Source organism: Bradyrhizobium canariense (assembly GCF_900105125.1).
GTDB classification, from domain to species: domain Bacteria; phylum Pseudomonadota; class Alphaproteobacteria; order Rhizobiales; family Xanthobacteraceae; genus Bradyrhizobium; species Bradyrhizobium canariense_A.
In genome coordinates, this window is record NZ_LT629750.1 from 3459304 (window position 1) to 3475676 (window position 16373).

Consider the following 16373-nt stretch of genomic DNA (forward strand, 5'->3'; position numbering starts at 1 on the left):
TGATCTGTTTAATGATCGACGCAAGGCGAGTTCGACTAGGGAAGAAGCCTCACTTCGACCTCGCGGCCGCCCGAGCGCTCCTTCGCCGATCACATTGTGGGGAGCAGAGAGTTAGACCGGCTCACAAAACGCCGTTTGAAAAACCGTTTTAGTTGATGCTTCTCAAACGGTGAAACCCGCTAAGCTCTTGAAAAGCTTGGTGGGCGCACCAGGGCTCGAACCTGGGACCCGATGATTAAGAGTCATCTGCTCTACCAACTGAGCTATGCGCCCGGAACTTGCCCCGGGAAAGCCTTCGCAAGAGGGCGTCGTTTAGCAAAGCGCCCCCCCGATGTCCAGCAAGCTGGCGGGATATTCCACGGCCGCTTTACCGGTTCGGGAAAACCGAAAAGCCGCCGGATTCCGGCGGCTTTTCTTGCATTTCAACCGGGAAAAGGGGCCCAGAGCCTCGGTTCTGATTGAATCAGAACCGAGACCCAGATCTTCGATTGACGCGTTTTCTTGATGCGAACCGGGATCACTTCGCTGGAAAACGCTCTGGCGTCAGAGCCGCTCGGGGCCGTGGCCGTCGTGGTCCCTGCCGCCATCCCGGTCGTAGCCGTGATCCCCGTCGCCGTCGCGGCCCATTCCCCGCTCAAAGGCGCGGTGCCGCCAGCCTTCGCCGCCGAAGCGGCGTTCCATATGGGTCAGGAGCTTGAGGCGGCGCTTCTGGCCGTCATCCAGCGTCTTGTAGAGCGGGTCGGCCGCATCCGCGATCTTCTTCAGCGCCGCCGCCGAGGTCGCCATGTTATCGGCACGTTCACGCAGGCGCGCCACCGGATCGTCAGTCTTCTGCGCATCCTTTGAATCGTCCTGCGCCTTCATGCGCGCATTGGCGCGGTCGATCCGCAACTTGGCGAAATCGCGCACCGCGGACTCGACCGGCGGCCACAGTTTTTCCTGGTCGGGCGTGAGCTTGAGGCCAGCATGCACAGCCGCGATCCGGGCGTCGGTAAAGGCCGCCCTGTCCTCGGGGCTCAGCCGCATGTGTTCGTGAAACCACGGACGGTGCTGGGCGTAAACCACGGTTGAACCGGCAAGGGCGAGCGCCGCTACGCCGGCGAGCAAAACTTTCTTCATGCGAACCTCCTTTGAAAGGTCACGTGAGGATGGGCGCGCTTGCCCGTGCAATCAACTTACAGATTAGAAAGAGTACCTTCTCTTACCAAGATGTAATCCGTAGACATTAATTGAAACACAATCAGATCATGCCGAGCACGTGCGGCAGCCACAACGAAATCTCCGGGACATAGGTAATCAGACCCAGGAACACCAGCATCGCGAGCAACCATGGCAACACCGCGACGGTGATTTCGCTGATGCCCATCTTGGCGATACTGCTGGTGATATAAAGATTCAAACCCACCGGCGGATGACACAATCCGACTTCGGTATTCACGATCATCAACACGCCCAGATGCACCGGGTTGACGCCGAGCTTGGTGGCGAGCGGATACAGGATCGGCGCCATGATCAGAAGAATCGATGACGGATCCATGACGTTGCCGGCCGCGAGCAGGATCACATTCACCACCAGCAGGAAGGTCCAGACGCCGAAGTTCTTGTCGATGATCCAGGCCGCCATTTCCTGCGGTATCTGCTCATGGGTCATCAGGAACGAGAACAGCACCGCGTTGGTGATGATGTAGAGCAGCATCGAACTCATGCTCGCAGCCTGCAACAGCACCTTCGGCACTTCGCTGAGCTTCAACTCCTTGTAAACGAACACGGTGATGAAGAAGGCGTAGACCGCGGCGACCGCGGCCGCCTCGGTCGGCGTGAAAATTCCGCCATAGATGCCGCCGAGCACGAGGACGATCAGCAGCAGCCCCCAGACGCTCTCACGGAACGCATAGACCTGCTCGCGGAGCGTCGCCTTCGGCATGCGGGGATAGTCGTTGCGCCTGGCGATGAACCAGGTGACCGTCGCCAGCATCAGCGCCAACAGGATTCCCGGGACGATGCCGGCCATGAACAGTGCGCCGATCGAGGTGTTGGTCGATACGCCATACAGCACCAGAATGATCGAGGGCGGCACCAGGATGCCGAGCGCGCCCGAGGTCGAGATCACGCCGACGCCGAAACGGCGCGGATAGCCGTGTTCCACCATCGCAGGCATCATGATCGAGCCGATCGCCACCACGGTCGCGACGCTCGATCCGGAGATCGCGGCGAACATCGCGCAGGCTGCGACGCCGGCAAGGCCAAGCCCGCCGTGGAAATGGCCGACCAGCGACGTCGTGAACGTGATCATGCGTCGCGCGACGCCGCCGCGGGTCAAAAACTGGCCCGCAAGAATGAAAAACGGAATCGCCATGATGCCGAAATTGTCGAGGCCGGAAAACAGCTTCAGGCCGACGCTTTCGATCGGCACGTCGGTCATGGTGAACAGGAAGGTCAACACCGACAGGCCGAGCGAGATCGAGATCGGCATGCCCGTCAGCATCAGGGCAAACAGCAGTCCGAAAATAAGGGCTGCGCTCATCACGCTTCTCCGATCGCGATGGGCGCTTTTGCGCTGACGACCTCGATACCGTCGACGCTGGTAGCGTCATGATGCGGCAGATCGCCGGTCTTCCAGTAGGTCCAGGAGACCTGCAGGAAACGGAAGCACATCAGATAGGAGCCGAGCGGAATGCAGGCGTAGACAATCCAGCTCGGCAGTTCGAGATCGGGCGACACCTGGTCGGTGCCCATCAACTCGATCACGAACTTCGCCCCCATGGTGCCGACGATGGCGGTGAACAGCGCGCCGCCGAACAGTCCGAAAAGAATGACGCCCTTGCGCCAGGGTGGATTCAACTGATTGATCAGGACGTCGACGCCGACATGGATGCCGGTGCGCACGCCATAGGCCGCGCCGAACTTGGCCATCCAGATGAACATGTAGATGCACAGCTCTTGCGACCATGCGAGCCGGATCGGAAACAGGATCGGATACAGCAGGGGAACATCGACCAGAAAGCGGTGCACGACGGTGATGAAGGTGAGCAGCGTCGCAGCCCCCATCAGGGACGCGATGATGATTTCCTCAAGCCTGTCGAGAATGCGTAAAAACATGAATATCCCCCGTGACAATCGGGCGGGTCATGCAACCGCCCGATCATGCGCGTCATCCCGCGGCCATGCCGGCCGCGGACCCCCATGCGTTGCGACGAGAGCATGATCCGGAAAAAGCGGGAACCGGTTTTCCCCCACGACAAAACACCAGGCGTTTGCGCGGAGATCATGCTCGAACAAGGAATTAGATCATGATCCGATTCAACCCAATCGGATCATGATCCAGCGCGATCGGCCGCTCAGTTCATCGGGCCGCGGCCCGTTTCCTTGAGGAATTCGCCAATCAGGGGCTGACCGACCCGCGACGCCACGTCCTTGTAGACCGGCATCATCGCCTTGCGCATCGCCTCGTCCTGTTCGGATGTCAACGTGAGGATCTCGCTCTTGCCGGACTTCTTGATCAGCTCCAGCGCGTCGTCGTTTTCCTTGGCCGACTGGTTGTTGCCGTACTCGGTGGCTTCCTTCATCGCCTTCGACAATTCATCGCGAATGTCCGGCGGCAAGCCGTCCCAGAACTTCTTGTTCACGACCACGACGTAGCCGATATAACCGTGGTTGGTGACGGTCATATACTTCTGCACTTCGTGCATTTTCTGCGTGTAGATGTTGGACCAGGTGTTTTCCTGTCCGTCCACGACGCCGGTCTGCAAGGCCTGATAGACGTCGCTGAACGCCATCACCTGCGGAATCGCGCCGAGCGCACGGAACTGGGCTTCCAGAACCTTCGAGGACTGGATGCGGAACTTGAGACCCTTATAGTCATCCGGCGCGATCAGCTTCTTGTTGGCGCTCATCTGCTTGAAGCCGTTGTCCCAGTAAGCGAGGCCGGTCATGCCCTTGGTATCCAGCAGCTTGAGCAGCTTGGCGCCGAGCGGCCCGTCGGTCACCTTACGCAGCGTCTTCAGGTCGGGCAGGATGTAGGGCAGATCGAACACCTCGAATTCCTTGATGCCGATCGGGCCGAACTTGGAATTCGACGGCGCCAGCATCTGCACCGCGCCGAGCTGCAGGGCTTCGAGCTCTTCCTTGTCCTTGTAGAGCGTCGAGTTCGGATAGACTTCGACCTTCACCTTGCCGTTGGTGTATTTCTCGGCGAGTTCCTTGAATTTGTCGGCCGCCTTGCCCTTTGGCGTGTCCGCCGCCACCACGTGGCTGAACTTGATGACGATCGGCGACTGCGCCGACGCCGGTCCAATCAGGGCCAATGCCGCGACCGAAGCCGCAGCCAAAATCAACTTACGCATGTTTCCTCCCGCGTGATTTCCATGAAGCGCGCGAATGACGCGGCTTCCAGCCTTGCATGCCAGCGGCACCAATACAGAGAAGCCGGATGAAATGCCATTGCCCCTTTAGCAGGGGCTGTTTTTAGTATTTGCTGCAGTGCAAAATGAAACGGATACCCTCCTTGGCAAGCCTTCTTTACGAGCCCTGCCCTCATTCGATGGCAGTAGGTGCCAACGCGCCGCTGGTCCGATGGCTGGCCTCGCCGCTCTCACGGGAACCGTTTATTATGGACGGGGGTACACCCAAAAAAACGCGGCGCCGGGAGCGCCGCGTTTTCGGATTTCCGTTCTGTTGAGCCGATCAGCTTGCCGCCGCCGCCGGAATGTCGCGCTGACGCTTCATGACGATCTTGTTGAGCGCTCCGAGATAGGCCTTGGCCGAGGCCACCAGCGTATCCGGATCGGAAGCCTTCGACGTCATCGATCGGCCCTCATGGGCGAGCCGCACCGACACTTCGGCTTGCGCGTCGGTTCCTTCCGTCACCGCATGGACCTGGTAGAGCTCCAGCTTGGCTTCGTGCGGCACCAGCAATTTGATGCAGTTGAAGACCGCATCGACCGGACCATTGCCTTCGGCCTCTTCGATCTTCAGCTGGCCGTCGACATCGAGCTTCATGGTGGCGCGCTGCGGACCGTGGGTGCCGGCGATCACCGTGAGCGAAGCCAGCTTGATGCGGTCATGGGAGGCCGCGATTTCCTGATCGACCAGCGCCTCGATATCCTCGTCGTAGATATCCTTCTTGCGGTCGGCGAGCGCCTTCATCCGCGTGAACGCGTCTTCCAGCTGGTTGGCGCCGAGCTTGTAGCCCATCTCCTCCAGCTTATGGATGAAGGCATGGCGTCCGGAGTGCTTGCCGAGCACCAGCGACGACTGTTTCAGGCCGACCATTTCCGGCCGCATGATCTCGTAGGTCGAGGCATCCTTCAGCACGCCGTCCTGATGGATGCCGCTCTCATGCGCGAACGCATTGCGCCCCACGATCGCCTTGTTGTACTGCACCGGGAACGACGTCGCCGCCGAGACCAGTTTTGAGGCGCGTGTCAGCTGGGTGGTATCGATCTTGTTCCACCACGGGAATTTGTCGTTGCGCACGTTGATCGCCATCACGACTTCCTCGAGCGCGGCATTACCCGCCCGCTCGCCGATGCCGTTGACGGTGCATTCGATCTGCCGGGCGCCGCCGGCGATGCCCGCCAGCGAATTCGCCACCGCCATGCCGAGATCGTTATGGCAGTGCACCGAAAATACCGCCTTGTCGGAGTTCGGCACCCGCTCGATCAGCGTACGCATGAAGTGGGTATATTCCTCCGGCACGGTGTAGCCGACGGTATCGGGAATATTGACCGTGGTGGCGCCGGCCTTGATCACGGCCTCGACGATCCGGCACAGAAAATCCATCTCGCTGCGGGTGCCGTCCTCGGCCGACCATTCGACATCGTCGATATGGTTGCGCGCGCGGCTGACATTGGCGATCGAGGTTTCGATCACCTGCTCCGGCGTCATGTTGAGCTTGACCCGCATGTGCAGCGGCGAGGTCGCGATCACGGTATGGACGCGGCCGCGCTTGGCGAATTTTACGGCTTCCGCACAGCGGTCGATGTCCTTCGGATGCGCGCGCGACAGGCCGGCGATCACGGCATTCTTGGAACGCCGGGCGATTTCGCTGACCGCCTGGAAGTCGCCCTCGGAGGTGATGGGGAAACCGGCCTCGATGACGTCGACGCCCATGTCGTCGAGCATCTCGGCGACCTCGAGCTTCTCCTCGAAGCTCATGGTCGCGCCCGGGCATTGTTCGCCGTCGCGCAAGGTGGTGTCGAATATGATGACGCGGTCCTTGTCGGACTTGTTCACATTGGTCATTGGAAAATTCCTTTAGCTGATGCGCTTTTTCGGGCGCTGAAGGGTTCTGGTGATCTCGCGCAACCCCTGAGTGCCCAGGCGCCAACCGCCCAGACGGCCCTCAGGGGCCGATAAGAAGCAGAAGCCCGCCAAGAAGCAGGGTGGGCAGCGACGCAGCCGGAATCGCGTCAGGACCGGCGGCAATAGCCGCGCTCCCGGAAACTCCACACTTTTCGCTGCGAATCAGCATTGCCAGACCCTTTGGAACCCGCATCCTCGGCCAAAACCATTGACGGTTTGTTGCCGGGAAAGCGGTCCGACCTCGTTCTAAACGAGAAAGATGGGCGGCGGCAATGCCAAAAGATAGTCAGGTTGGCTGACCTTTTCGACTTCGCGCTCGTCCGTCCCCTCGCCCACGGCGATGCGATCTCGCGGCGTGGATAGCACCCGAGGTTTTGCCGGAAGCCTTCGCCCCGTGAGGGCGTGGGGAATGCCGGGTGCCCGTTGCACCCGCAGCCTCGTGTGCAGTGTGTTGGAAGCACACGAGTGTCGTCACCGCAGGCCGCCGGAACACCCGGCATTCCCGCACGTAATGGTTTTAACGGTTTCCTTCGTGCTCTCCCCGGTGATCGGGCTTTCTTGCCACCGTCATCGGTGTGATGCGAAGCGACATCACTTGCGTGATGCGCAGGCATCATCGACCGACTTGACGCCAGCGTCGGGGCGTCAGGACCACACGACTTCGCCGTCCGCAAAAGTGCCGCCCGTCCGCGCAAGGATTGCGCTCGACGCTTTTACGTCCATTGCATCCCGCACCCAACGTCCGTGACGATCGCGATACGCCCCTCTGGCGAGGCGGGACAGCGAGTCAATAAAACTGCGTCTACCAAGTGGAGAAGCGGAATATTTTTCGCTGAAGGACTGGACACCAAATTCGCCAGGCAGCCTGTCGGGCAAATCAGTCATCCAAATCAGCCATCCAAATCAGTCCTGGGCCGTAGCCCGCATGAGCGCAGCGAGACGCGGGACCAAAGCGCGCAATTGGCTCCCGAACGCTTCGCTCATCCGGGCCACGCTTGCTGTTGAATTGGACGCTTGCCGATTTGTCCGTGCTTCGTCGCTGGGCTTGTCGACCGTAAAGAATTTTGAAAACTCGCTGAGAGACACCACACCAGCGAATTTGATTGCCATCCGACGCGCCCTCGAAGACGCTGGCGTGGCATTTATCCCGGCCAAGAATGGCAAGGAGGCCGGCGTCGGTTGCGGGAGTAGATGGCGATGACCGCTGACTAACTCGGACTCAGTCTCAAAATTCTGCTACGGTTATCGAGTGTGCGCATGAAAGGATTTCCGATGAAAAACTCTTTTTCACTGGCGGCCGCACTACTCCTGCTTTCTCTTATGCCCGTTCGCGCGGGCACCATTTACCCGAGACTGCCGTGTCGTGTGTACGACGACACTGCGTTTACTCAGATTCCGCTTCAGTGTGGAACTATTGTGCCGTATTACCCGCGCAAGCTATTTGTGCGATCTTCGATAAAGCGGTCATATCGCTATTACCCGGATTATGGCTACTGCCCGTATTAGTGACGCGCGCCAATGACCGGCGAACAATCCAGAAAACTCAAGGTCGGCGACCGCGTTTGCTGGGACGATAGTCTGAGCGATCGGGGTAAAGTGATCGCAATCTCTTGGAGCGGAGTCACGATCGAGTGGCAGAACGGCCTAACAGCATCGATCGAGCACAATGATATGGGGCGGATTCAGCGGGCACCGTAATTTGGTGTGAGAGCGCTGACGGCTGAATCAACCGACTAGCGCATTGCACATAATTCGATTCGGCTACTATCGATCGGCTTCTTCTTTCCCGAAGAGGTCCAGGTATTCAGAATCTTGCCCTCGCTCGCGAGTTCAACGCACAAATCTTTAACATTTGTCTCTCGGAACATAAATTGCTCCATAATTTTTATCACGAACACACCAGACTGAATCGACGATTGCCGAGCCATCAAGAATACTAACGTCCAATTCTTGGCCGCTAGGAATGTTTGATCCACGACTGATTGAAGTGTCGCGTCGGAGTCAAAATCGAACCCAAAAAGCTCGTTTTGGCCTGTTCACGCTTCAAGCGTTTCGCTCCCTCACGTAATTTTTCGTGGCCTCGCAGGGCAGTAAATTCGACATCCCGGAAGACCTTTAAGCCTGCAGATTTTCTCGTACCGTAGGCGATAAAAAAATGCGGCCGGTCAGCCGTTGCTTTGTCAATACGGGTGGAGAGAACATACTCAAAGCCTCCAGCCTGTTTTAGGACGTGGACTCATTAAGACGCAGCCATAGCCTGATTGACGCGAGTTGAACGAAGGCAAGGTAGTTGGCGGCAAGCCTGTCGTAGCGCGTTGCCACGCGACGAAATTGTTTGATCCTGTTGAAGAACCGCTCGACCCGGTTGCGAGCGCGGTAGAGATAAGGGCTGAAGCAGATTGGATCGTTGCGGTTGCTTTTCGGCGGGATGTTGGCCCACGCGCCCTTCTTCATGGCAAGCTCCCTGATCCAGTCGGCGTCATAGCCGCGGTCGGCAAGCAGCATTGACCCGGATTTCAGACGAGACAGCAGTTTTCCGGCAAGTCGAACGTCATGAGCCTCACCGGGGCTCAGCGCCAGCCGCACCGGCAGACCATTGCTATCGACCACCGCATGAATTTTGCTCGTCAAGCCGCCGCGGGACCTTCCCATCGATTGGCGCCGGTTTCGTGCGATACAGGCTCCATGCTGATGCACGCGCACAATGGAGGTGTCGATCATCTGGACAGCGGCATCATGGGCAGCGGCAAGTGCGTCTATGATGCGGCCCCAGACACCAGGCCGCCGCCAGCGGACGAAACGGTTATAGCAGGTCGTGTAAGGGCCAAAATGATCCGGCAAATCGCGCCAAGGTGCCCCAGATCGCAGAACCCAGAAAATGCCGTTGAGGACACGTCGGTCGTTTACCCGAGGAACACCACGCGGCTTGTTCGGCAGCATGGGCTTGATGGCAACCCATTCATAATCCGCGAGTTCGTAGCGCATGATTCGAGCCCCCAGTTTGGGAGTTTGAATCACAGAGGTCTGGCCAATCGCAACGCTTCTGGCTCGGCCCCGGTTCGGCGCTTACGGGCAGAAGCGGACATCAACCTGCCGACAATCCCCGGTGACACCGTCGAAAATGACCCCAAGCTGCCTTCCGATCACCGCTTTCGCAATCGTCCGCTGCGCCCTCGATAACGACTGTCCTAACGCACTCGATGCCGGCGCTCCAGGTGGCGTGCAAGCACCATCAAAGGACTGCACCCATCGCATCTGCGATGATCTGCATGTCTGCGTTGGTGACCTCGAACAGGCCGAAGCGGAGCTGATACCCCCAGGACTTGCCCTCGCGTGCGAAGCCAAGCTGACCGAGCAGCGGCCCGATCGGCGCCTCCCGCGCCTCGGCCCACTGCACGTCCCGGCGAAACGGGCGAACCCCCCCGCCCATATCGGCTTGATAAGGCACGCCTGCCGTTACGATTCCGATCGCGGTGAACGCCTGCAGCTTGTCCTTGCCGCGGAAGTTTTCGGTCGGTGAGTAATACGCCACGCGGTCGCCGGGTGGGAGGCGGCGCAGTGGCGCCGCCTTGCCGTGGCAGACCTGCATGAAGCCTTGAGCCCGGCCGATGCGCACGTGCTCGGCCGAGGCGACGGCGAGCCAACTCCTCGGGCTCATGCGGCCTCCGGCGCGAACACGCGCAAGCGATGACCATCAGGATCGAGCGCGACGAAGGTAGTGCCGAAGTCCATTCGGGTCGGCGCCTGGGCGATGGCAAGTCCGCGCGTTTTCCAGGCAGTGTGTGTTTCCTTCACGGCGGCCGCGTCGGTGACCGTGAACGCCACTTCGCTGCTGCCAGGCTGCCCTGCGGTCTTCGGTTCGACGGCGGCGCGCGACCACAATCCGAGCATCACGCCGTCACGCAACGGCAGCATGGCGAACGTCGGCGACTGCTCGATGATGGGGATGCCCAACAACTCATTATAGAACTTGGCGCTTGCGGCCGGGCTTCCGACATGGAGCAACAGGAAGCTGAAGTCTGGCATGTGAGGTCTCCTTGTTCAGCGCTCGCTAAAGTGAGCACGATGGAGAAACCTATAGCTCGGCATGCTGTCAGTTTATGTCAGTAGTGTCGACGTCGATCACTGTTCCGGCACTCCCTCCAAAGCGCGCCATTCCTTCAACAGCGCGGCGCGCCGTCGCGGATAGCGTTTGGCTGTCGATTTCAGCGCCGTGATGCGGTCCGTTCGGAAGTGCCGATAGCCGTCACGAAGTTCGCACCAAGCGGCGACGACGCGCACGCGATCGAAAAAGGCGAGAGCGAACGGCCAGATCGTGCGCCTCGATGGACTTCCCTTGCCGTCGGCGTAAGCGATCTGCAGCTTGCGCTCGGCACGGATCGCGTCGCGGATCGATGCGAGTTCGGTATCACCGGCCGCGATCGATTCGCCTGGGCCGATCAGCAAGCTCGACGCATCAAGGCTGTCGCGCAAGTCGTCCGGAAGCACCGCTCCGATCTTAGCAAGTGCGTTGCGGGCGGCGGTGCCGAGTGGCTGATCCGCGCGTTCCGACACCCATCGTGAGCCGAGCACCAACGCCTCGATCTCCTCCTCGCTGAACATCAGCGGCGGCAGCATGAAGCCGGGCCGCAGCACGTAGCCGACACCGGCCTCGCCGTCGACGTGTGCGCCTTGCGCCTTCAAGGTCTCGATGTCGCGGTAGAGCGTGCGGAGCGACACGCCGACCTCGTCGGCGAGCGCGGCTCCCGCGACCGGCCGTCGATGCCGGCGCAGCACCTGAATCAGATCGAGCAGTCGTTGCGAGCGGGACATGGGCGAGCCTCGGGCGAGGCATACTACATCATGCTGCCAAGAAATGGCAGCACGAGAATGTCAGCTCAACATCGTCAGACGACTTTTCCTGTCCGTTCGAGCGACACGCGATGCACCCTATTGGCCCATCGCGACATTTGCTGCGATTGCACAGAGGCGGTCGGTGTCGGGGCGAAGCGGACATCACCGACGATTTATGATGAGTACGCGCCCTGGTACTTCGCGGAATGTTCGTTTGATTCCTGTCCTAGCGGAACATCCCGAACCAGTCGTTGCTTCCAGCCGCCCCCCAAGATGGGGTTCAGTGATTGCAATTGTCTTGGGATCGTCCATAGCGGCCACGCGATTCACGAAGTCGTAGCAGCTCCGGATGTTTACTTGCTCCCAAACGGGAAAATCTTGTTCCAGTCGTCCTTCATGCTCATGACCGTCCAGCCTTCGGCCGGGGCAGCGTCGAGTGCCTTGTCGAGTTTACCGACTTTGGAGTCGCGGTCGTAAGCCCACTCCCGCACGGCGTCGGTGTGGTGAACAAGCAGGCCGAAGCGGGAGCGACTTTTGTCGCCAGTCGTCCATTCGAGCATGGCTTGGTCGCCATCGGAGTTGTCGAAAGCCGCAATCGGTCGGAGGCCAATATGTTCATGAATACCGACCGGTTTACCCGGACCGTCATCGATGAACGATATCTCCGGCAGACGCATGAGCACCCACTTGCCGTTCTGCATCTCGAATTTAGTCTTGCCGCTGCTGCCCACAACCTTCTCGGGCACGATGCCATAAACCCTGTCAGTCCACTGACGCATGAAATCGATACCGCCACCCGATACGATGAAGTTGTTGAAGTTGTTCGATCGCAGATAGGCAACCAATTCCAGCATCGGTTGATAGACCATTTCCGTGTAAAGTCGCCCTGTGACCGGATGCTTGGCGGTCGCGATCCAGTCGCGGACAATTTCGGTAAACTCCATCGAGATCATGCCAGCATGCGTTGCCATCACGATTTTCGCGATGGCCGGTTCGCCACCCGCGAGAGCAGCCCTGACATCGCCTTTCAACAGTAAGGCGAAAGGTTCTTCGGTCGCCCATTCCGGATGCTGCGGAGCTAACACCTTCACCCGATCAAGAGCGAACAGGAGTTGAGAATAAAGCGGCTGCTCGGCCCACAAAGTCCCATCGTTATCGAACGTGGCGATCCGCTCAGCCTCCCGCACAAAATCAGGCGAGCCTTGCTTCGTCACGCGTTCGACGAAATCAAAGATGGCCTTTTTGGGAGCTGTATCGTTCCAAGATGGCAGCGGGTTGGTTGCCGGGGTTTGCCCCGCCGGCGAAGCGGAAAGCTGCGCCAGCGCGAACGTGGGAAGGAGCATTGGTAGTGCCGGAAGGGCTGCGAAAGCCGACAGCATCGCACGACGGCTCACCTCAAAAAAGCATCGGTCGGTTTCATCGACGGTTCCTTTCTTTGAGCAAGGCGAATGACTTTGAGGCAATGCCAGTTGGCATTATGGCGACCAATTCGGGGCGCAACCGTTTTGTGTGGAAGCGCCCCGATCATTTTTGACTTGTCATGGCAACAGAAAAGTTACGCCCGCTTTAGCCTACTTGGCGTGTGCTGCGATTGCCTTCTCGATTTGCGCCTTGACGGCCTCGAGGTTGAAACTCGCGCCTTTTTGCATCGGCGGGTATTCGATCGCGGTCTGAGCCAGCTCGCCAATCTCTTTCTGTACAAACTGGAAGCGCCAGAACTCGTAGGCAAACCAGTTGTAGAACGCCAGCGAACCGTTGGCGCCGTTCGGAAGGTTCATGCGTTCGAACGGATCGAGACGAATATTGGTCAGGATCGGCCAATCGACCTTGATCGTGCCGCCAAGCCAGCCGCCCGGCTGATCGGTGAAGCGGTACTTGTAGTCGTCGATGCGTACTGCGGAGAGCGTTCCTTCGGTGAAGTAAAGAACCTCGTGACGAGCCGACGGGCCTTTGCCAGTGATCAGCGCCGTCTGGTCGTAACCGTCCAGATGGACCTTGTAGTTCTGGCCGCCAATCTGCTTGCCCTTGAGTAGCTCGGCAGTGATGTTCGGATTGCCCGCTGCCGCGACAAAGGTCGGGAACCAGTCCAGACCCGAGAAGATGCCGTTTTCGACCTTACCGGCCGGCACCTTGCCCGGCCAGCGCAACAGCGCGGGCACGCGGAAGCCACCTTCCAACGCGGTGCCCTTGCCCCCGGCGAACGGGGTATTGCCGCCGTCAGGCCAGGTGAAGTTCTCCGCGCCGTTGTCGGTGGTGAAGACGACCATGGTGTTGTCGTCGACGCCCATGTCCTTGAGCTTCTTCATCAGCAAACCGACGTCGTCGTCGAGTTGCGCCATGCCGGCTTCCTGGATCGACCAACCGTTCTCCGAGTTGCGCATGGATTCATACTTTTCGGAGAGATGCGTGACGACGTGCATGCGCGTCGGGTTGAGCCAGAGGAAAAACGGCTTGCCGTCAGCCTTCGCCTTATCGAGGAACTTGAAGGCGTTGTCGCGGATTTCGTCGTCCACGGTTTCCATCCGCTTGGGATAGAGCGGACCGGCGTCCTCAATCTTCTGCTTGCCGATCTTGCCCCAGCGCGGCATCTCCGTCGTGTCATCGGTGTCGGTGGCCCAACTATGAACCATGTTGCGCGGCCCGACCGTGGCGAGGAGGTTCTGCGGATAGTTGCGGTGCGCAGGATCCTCCATCGCGTCAAGGTGGTATAGATAGCCGAAGAACTCGTCGAAGCCGTGGACGGTGGGTAGAAACTGGTTCAGGTCACCCAGATGGTTCTTGCCGAACTGGCCCGTGGCATAGCCCATGGACTTGAGCACCGTGGCAATGGTCGGCGCCTCCGCCGGCATCCCGATCGGTGAACCGGCCTGGCCAACGGTGGTCAGGCCCGTGCGGATCGGCAGTTCGCCGGTGATGAAGTTGGCGCGGCCGGCCGTACAGGACGCCTCGGCGTAGTAGTCGGTGAAACGCATCCCCTCGGCGGCGAGTTTGTCGAGGTTCGGCGTCCTGCCCGCCATGATGCCCTGGTGATAGGCTCCGATATTGAACCAGCCAATGTCGTCGCCCATGACGACGACAATGTTCGGCGGTCGGCCGGTCGGCGAGGGCTGCTGCGCTTGCGCAGATGTCGTCAACCCAACATTCGACAGCACCGACACCGCCAGCAACGAGCTGCCGCTCAACAGCAGATCGCGCCGTTTCAATCCCAGACTATTTTGCCTGACGCCATCCTCCAGCTTTCCACGGATTTGGTGCTTACTCACAACGCGCTCCTCTTCCTGTTGATGCACCTGAAGCCAACATGGCTAGTCGAGGTGCCGACCGGCTCGTCCTGACGCGCGGCCGAGCGATAGCGGCAGCAATAGTTTGGGGCGCACAGGTGCGAGCCGCCTTTGAGCACCTTGCGTGGAATCCCGATATTCGGCTGACAAGAGTCGTACGTCGCGTGCGGAATGTACTGCCGGGAATCCAGATCATGTTCGGATTGGCCGGTGCGCGAGGCATCGGGTCCTCGGATCGTGTCTCGGCTACGTCACACTCGCGCATGCGACCGATCCTGGCCCAGATAAGTATTCTGCGGGACGACACCTGTCGCGCCGCGCAGTAACAGTTCTGAAAGCGCTATCGAAGTCGTTCTACTTTCGCCGCCATGTCGGGAAAGCGGCTTATTCTATAGGTCGCGTTGCTACACTTGAGAGTCCAGACTTCGTGATCCGGCTTTGAGCGCTTCGCGTCCCTCACCGCGCTGAGTGCTCTGTCACATGCGACGCCCTGCATGCGTATCTGCGCCGCAAGCATGTTTCGCGGCGTTACCCCTGCCGCCTGCGCAGGAGATCCGATCAGGCCACCGAAGGCCTCGTCAACAATCAGAATGGAAACGAAAGACAACAAGCCAGCGACAGGGGCCAGAAGAACAAGGATCAGAAAAGCAATGCTTTGGAGATGTTGACGAGCCTTCATGGAACGCCCTCACCGTCGGACGATTCAAACAAGCGTGTCGAAAAGGATTTTTTAAAAACAAAAAGCACTATCTAGCGTAGCGCGGACCATATCCGAAAACCCCGGCCTGTCCATCGCGGCGAACGGACGCATTGGCTCGCCGCCATTAAAGACCTAAGGGAAACTGAATCGACACCTCCTAAATCCGACAGCATCCCTGCCGTAGTGCTTGTAACTTTTTAGTCGCAGCGCTCAACCTTTTTCCGGCAAACTAAGTTCTCCTGAGTTTGCAATAGCGAGCCCCGTTCTCCAGGCCTAGGATGCCAGCGGAAATTGCAAGCGCGACCGCGAAAAGCGGATGGTCAATCGTCGCTCGGTTACCATTGGCTTGGATGCTCATGAGACTACTGCCCGTAGGCTCGATTGGCCTTTATCAGGCAATTCGCAAACTCATGTCTGTAGACTGTTAGTTGGTGACTGCGAGTAGTTGGTGACTGCGAGGATCGCGGTGCCCCGCGGTTGTGAAAGTCGGATTACGTCAAGGGTAAGTGCCAGCTGGTTGGTAAAACGGGGCACGAAATGAAATATGCGGACTATACCCGAAACACAACAGAACCGTTAAAGCGCATCGCGCACACCAGGCGATACCAACAGGTGGTCGACCTGATTGCTCGACCTATTGAGGTAGATACTGTCCTTGATTACGGCTGCGGCGACGCCCACCTGTTTTCGTATTTCATTGGTCAATTAGGCCGAACGAAGCTCGTCGGTTACGACCCCAACCCAAAAATTCTATCTCAGGCTTCCAGCGCAGTTTCAGCGGGCGCTCAGCTTACAACAGACATAGATGCACTGTTGGCTGAGCGACCTGGTGCGTTCTCTTTGATTTACTGCATGGAAGTTTGCGAACATCTAACCGAGAAGGCTTTGCTGCAGCTTTTCCAGAACATCAGGACACTGGCGGCTCCTCGGGCTCGCGTCATTATCGGTGTTCCCATTGAAACCGGGCCAAGCGGCTTTTTGAAAGCTCTGTATCGAATGTCCAAGGGAGGGCGGCAAAGTGCCAGCTTCGAAAAGGCTGTGCGCTCACTCGTCAATGTCAGGATTGCGCGCGAGGTGACTGACGTGGAATGGTTCGGATCTCATACGGGTTTCAGCCACATCAATTTCAGAAAAACTTTACAGCAAAATCAATTCGAAGTTCGGAAGACCTATCACTTGCCGTTTCCGTTGATGCGCAGCGTCCTGAACAATGAAATCTATTTCGTATGTGGAAAGATGCCGTAGGACTGGACACC

13 protein-coding genes, 1 tRNA gene and 1 pseudogene are annotated in these 16373 nt (G+C 59.0%); 1 reads left to right on the plus strand and 14 read right to left on the minus strand.

Features of this window, described 5'->3' with window-relative positions:
* Positions 1-197: 197 nt before the first annotated feature.
* From BLV09_RS16570 to BLV09_RS16640, 14 genes and pseudogenes are all read right to left on the minus strand, one after another.
* Positions 198-273 (minus strand) — tRNA-Lys (locus BLV09_RS16570).
* Positions 274-543: 270 nt separating this feature from the next.
* Positions 544-1119 carry a Spy/CpxP family protein refolding chaperone gene (locus BLV09_RS16575; protein WP_146688102.1) on the minus strand — a complete coding sequence of 192 codons (576 nt, stop codon included), beginning with the start codon at positions 1117-1119 and terminating at the stop codon, positions 544-546.
* A 121-nt stretch (positions 1120-1240) separates the two neighbouring features.
* Complete coding sequence (locus BLV09_RS16580) at positions 1241-2524, minus strand: TRAP transporter large permease (protein WP_100383505.1); 1284 nt, start codon at positions 2522-2524, stop codon at positions 1241-1243.
* Positions 2524-3099: a TRAP transporter small permease gene (locus BLV09_RS16585; RefSeq protein WP_146688103.1), complete on the minus strand. Its 576-nt coding sequence runs from the start codon at positions 3097-3099 to the stop codon at positions 2524-2526. Before BLV09_RS16585 ends, BLV09_RS16580 begins: the two co-directional genes overlap by 1 nt.
* A gap of 239 nt (positions 3100-3338) precedes the next feature.
* The gene (locus tag BLV09_RS16590; protein ID WP_146688104.1) at positions 3339-4343 is read right to left on the minus strand and encodes a TRAP transporter substrate-binding protein; all 1005 of its coding nucleotides are present in this window, start codon (positions 4341-4343) and stop codon (positions 3339-3341) included.
* Between the two features lie 340 nt (positions 4344-4683).
* Positions 4684-6243, minus strand: coding sequence for a 2-isopropylmalate synthase (locus tag BLV09_RS16595; protein WP_100383507.1), 1560 nt, complete (start codon positions 6241-6243; stop codon positions 4684-4686).
* A gap of 2283 nt (positions 6244-8526) precedes the next feature.
* On the minus strand, positions 8527-9288 hold the full coding sequence (locus BLV09_RS16605) for an IS5 family transposase (RefSeq protein ID WP_100383510.1): 762 nt from the start codon (positions 9286-9288) through the stop codon (positions 8527-8529).
* Positions 9289-9535: 247 nt separating this feature from the next.
* Positions 9536-9961 carry an EVE domain-containing protein gene (locus tag BLV09_RS16610; protein WP_146688105.1) on the minus strand — a complete coding sequence of 142 codons (426 nt, stop codon included), beginning with the start codon at positions 9959-9961 and terminating at the stop codon, positions 9536-9538.
* A complete protein-coding gene (locus BLV09_RS16615) occupies positions 9958-10329 on the minus strand; it encodes a VOC family protein (protein ID WP_146688106.1) in 372 nt (123 codons plus the stop codon). The genes BLV09_RS16610 and BLV09_RS16615 overlap by 4 nt, the downstream gene beginning before the upstream one ends.
* Before the next feature lie 96 nt (positions 10330-10425).
* Positions 10426-11115 (minus strand): helix-turn-helix transcriptional regulator, encoded by a 690-nt coding sequence (locus BLV09_RS16620; RefSeq protein WP_100383513.1) that lies wholly within the window; start codon positions 11113-11115, stop codon positions 10426-10428.
* Positions 11116-11489: 374 nt separating this feature from the next.
* The gene (locus tag BLV09_RS16625) at positions 11490-12479 is read right to left on the minus strand and encodes an HAD family hydrolase (RefSeq protein ID WP_146688107.1); all 990 of its coding nucleotides are present in this window, start codon (positions 12477-12479) and stop codon (positions 11490-11492) included.
* A gap of 228 nt (positions 12480-12707) precedes the next feature.
* Entirely contained in the window at positions 12708-14321 is a 1614-nt protein-coding gene (locus BLV09_RS16630) for an arylsulfatase (protein ID WP_433994427.1), read from the minus strand.
* A 74-nt stretch (positions 14322-14395) separates the two neighbouring features.
* Positions 14396-14581, minus strand: a pseudogene (locus BLV09_RS16635) (SUMF1/EgtB/PvdO family nonheme iron enzyme); the annotation flags it as partial.
* Positions 14582-14757: 176 nt separating this feature from the next.
* The gene (locus tag BLV09_RS16640; protein ID WP_244549125.1) at positions 14758-15096 is read right to left on the minus strand and encodes a hypothetical protein; all 339 of its coding nucleotides are present in this window, start codon (positions 15094-15096) and stop codon (positions 14758-14760) included.
* Positions 15097-15654: 558 nt separating this feature from the next.
* Between BLV09_RS16640 and BLV09_RS16645 the strand changes: the two genes are divergently transcribed.
* Positions 15655-16362, plus strand: coding sequence for a class I SAM-dependent methyltransferase (locus BLV09_RS16645; protein WP_146688109.1), 708 nt, complete (start codon positions 15655-15657; stop codon positions 16360-16362).
* Positions 16363-16373: the final 11 nt, after the last annotated feature.